General features: G+C 77.3%; 2 protein-coding genes. Both read right to left on the bottom strand.

The window, feature by feature from the left end; translation table 11 throughout:
* Positions 1 to 1,215, bottom strand: a 1,215-nt coding sequence (locus tag GTW08_RS24855) for a DNA polymerase IV (protein ID WP_161152614.1), incomplete at its 3' end; no start/stop codon positions are given.
* Between the two features lie 7 nt (positions 1,216 to 1,222).
* On the bottom strand, positions 1,223 to 1,930 hold the full coding sequence (locus GTW08_RS24850; RefSeq protein ID WP_304580035.1) for a 4'-phosphopantetheinyl transferase family protein: 708 nt from the start codon (positions 1,928 to 1,930) through the stop codon (positions 1,223 to 1,225).
* Positions 1,931 to 2,089 lie beyond the last annotated feature (159 nt).

Below are 2,089 nucleotides of genomic sequence, written 5' to 3'. Positions count from 1 at the left end.
GGGCTCCTCGGTCGCGCCGGTCCCGCCGGCTGCGTCGTTCTCCGGGGATGCGTCGAGCACGGTCACCCCCGCCGCGGCGGCCGGGCCGGCGGTCGCGGGCGGTGAGTCGGGGGCCTGGGCCGTCGTCCACCCGCTCTCCGAGGGCACCGCGTCGAACAGCGCCAGTGGCGGCTCGTCGCCGAAGCCGGACACCGACACCCCCAGCAGCCGCACCCCGCCCTCGCCGACGGCGCCCTCGGCCAGCCGTCGGGCCACTGCGACCAGGGTCGCCAGGTCCCGGGTCCCGAAGGGGGTCGTCTCGGACCGGGTGTGGGTGGCGAAGTCCCCGGTCCGCGCCTTCACCGTGACGGTGCGGGCGGTCCGGCCGTCGGCGACCAGGCGCCGGTGCACGGCGACGCAGATCGACTCCACCGCGGTGTGCACCGCGCTCATCGCGGTCAGGTCGGTGTCGAAGGTCGTCTCCGCGCTGATCTGCTTGGCCGCGCCGCGCGGGGCGACCGGACGGTCGTCGACACCGCGGGCCAGGCGGTGCAGCTCGGACCCGACGGCACCGCCCAGCACCCCGGCGACCTCGCGGGCGTCCATCGCGGCGAGCTGTCCGATCGTCTCGATCCCGATCTTCCGCAGCGCCTCGCCGGAGACCGGTCCGATGCCCCAGAGCGACCGCACCGGGAGCGGGTCGAGCACGGCGGCCTGCTCGGCGTGGGCGATCACCCGCAGCCCGTCCGGCTTGGCCAGCTCGGAGGCGATCTTCGCGACCTGCTTGCCCGACCCGGCCCCCACCGAGGCGGGCAGCCCGGTGCGCTCGCGCACCGCGCCGCGCAGCCGGGTGCCCCACTCCCGCACCCGGTCCGGGGAGGCCCCCACGAGGTCGGGCGGCTCCACGAACGCCTCGTCGACCGACACCGGCTCGAGCACCGGGGAGAACTCGCCGAGGACGGCCATGACCTCCTCGGACAGCGCCTTGTACAGCGAGAACCGGGGCGGCAGGACGGTCGCGTGCGGGCAGCGCCGCCGCGCCTGCCCCATCGGCATCGCCGAGCGGGCCCCGAACACCCGCGCCTGGTAGCTCGCCCCCGCGACGACGCCGCGCGGTCCCGCGCCGCCGACCAGGACCGGCCGGTCGGCCAGGGTGGGCCGGGTCAGCTGCTCGACCGAGGCGAAGAACGCGTCCATGTCGAGATGCAGCACCCAGCGGTCGGCCGCCGCGGTCACCTCACCATCACCCGTGCATCGTGCCCCGGCGCACCGACAGGACCGCGTCGCCGTCGGCGACGGTGACGACCGGGGCCACCGGCCCCGCCCCGGCGACGGCGCCCGGGTGGTCGTCGAGGCCGGTGGCGACGTCGGCGACCCACCAGTTCCCGCCGGTGCCGGTCCAGCCCAGCACCCGGGCCGGGGCGTGCGGCGGGGACAGCGTGATCGCGTCCATCGGGCTCGACAGGCCCTCGCCGGTGGCCTTGAGCAGCGCCTCCTTGCGGGTCCAGGTGACCAGGAACCCGGTGCCGTCGGGCGTGCCCGCGGCGAGCTCGGCGGGGGAGAGGGCGTGCCGGACGAGGCCGTCGAGGCCGGACAGCGGGCGGTGCGCCTCGACGTCGACGCCGACCGGGCCGGTCCCGACCGCGACGCCGACCAGCGCGCCGGAGTGGGTCAGCGAGAAGCCGGGGTCGTCGCCGCGCCCGGCCAGGCGCGGCTTGCCGTGCGGCTCTCCGCAGCGACAGGTCCGGTCCAGGACGAGCGCGGCGGGGTCGGTGTCGAGCCGCTCGGCGAGCACGAGCCGGGCCAGGGCGTGCGCGGCGAGGTAGCGGGCGCGGTCCTCGTGCCTGCGCAGTGCGAGGAGCCGCTCACGTTCATGGGCGTCCAGCAGTGCGACGAGGTCGGCGCGGTCGCCGGGATCGGCCGGGGCGGCCCACCAGACGGTGACGGTCACGGCGTCCAGCCTTCCACGACGCCCCCGCGCCGGGCCGCACCGCCGGGAGTGATCACGGATCGGGCACGCGGAGGGTCGCCCGCCGACGTCCCCGGTGCCCGATCCGTGATCGTGCCCGTGCTCTCAGCCGCTGCGGCGGGCGGCGAAGTCCGTGCGGAC

It is taken from the genome of Pseudonocardia sp. SID8383 (genome assembly GCF_009864975.1).
In the GTDB taxonomy this organism is placed as follows: domain Bacteria; phylum Actinomycetota; class Actinomycetes; order Mycobacteriales; family Pseudonocardiaceae; genus Pseudonocardia; species Pseudonocardia alni.
This window is presented reverse-complemented; position numbering and strand designations above follow the sequence as displayed.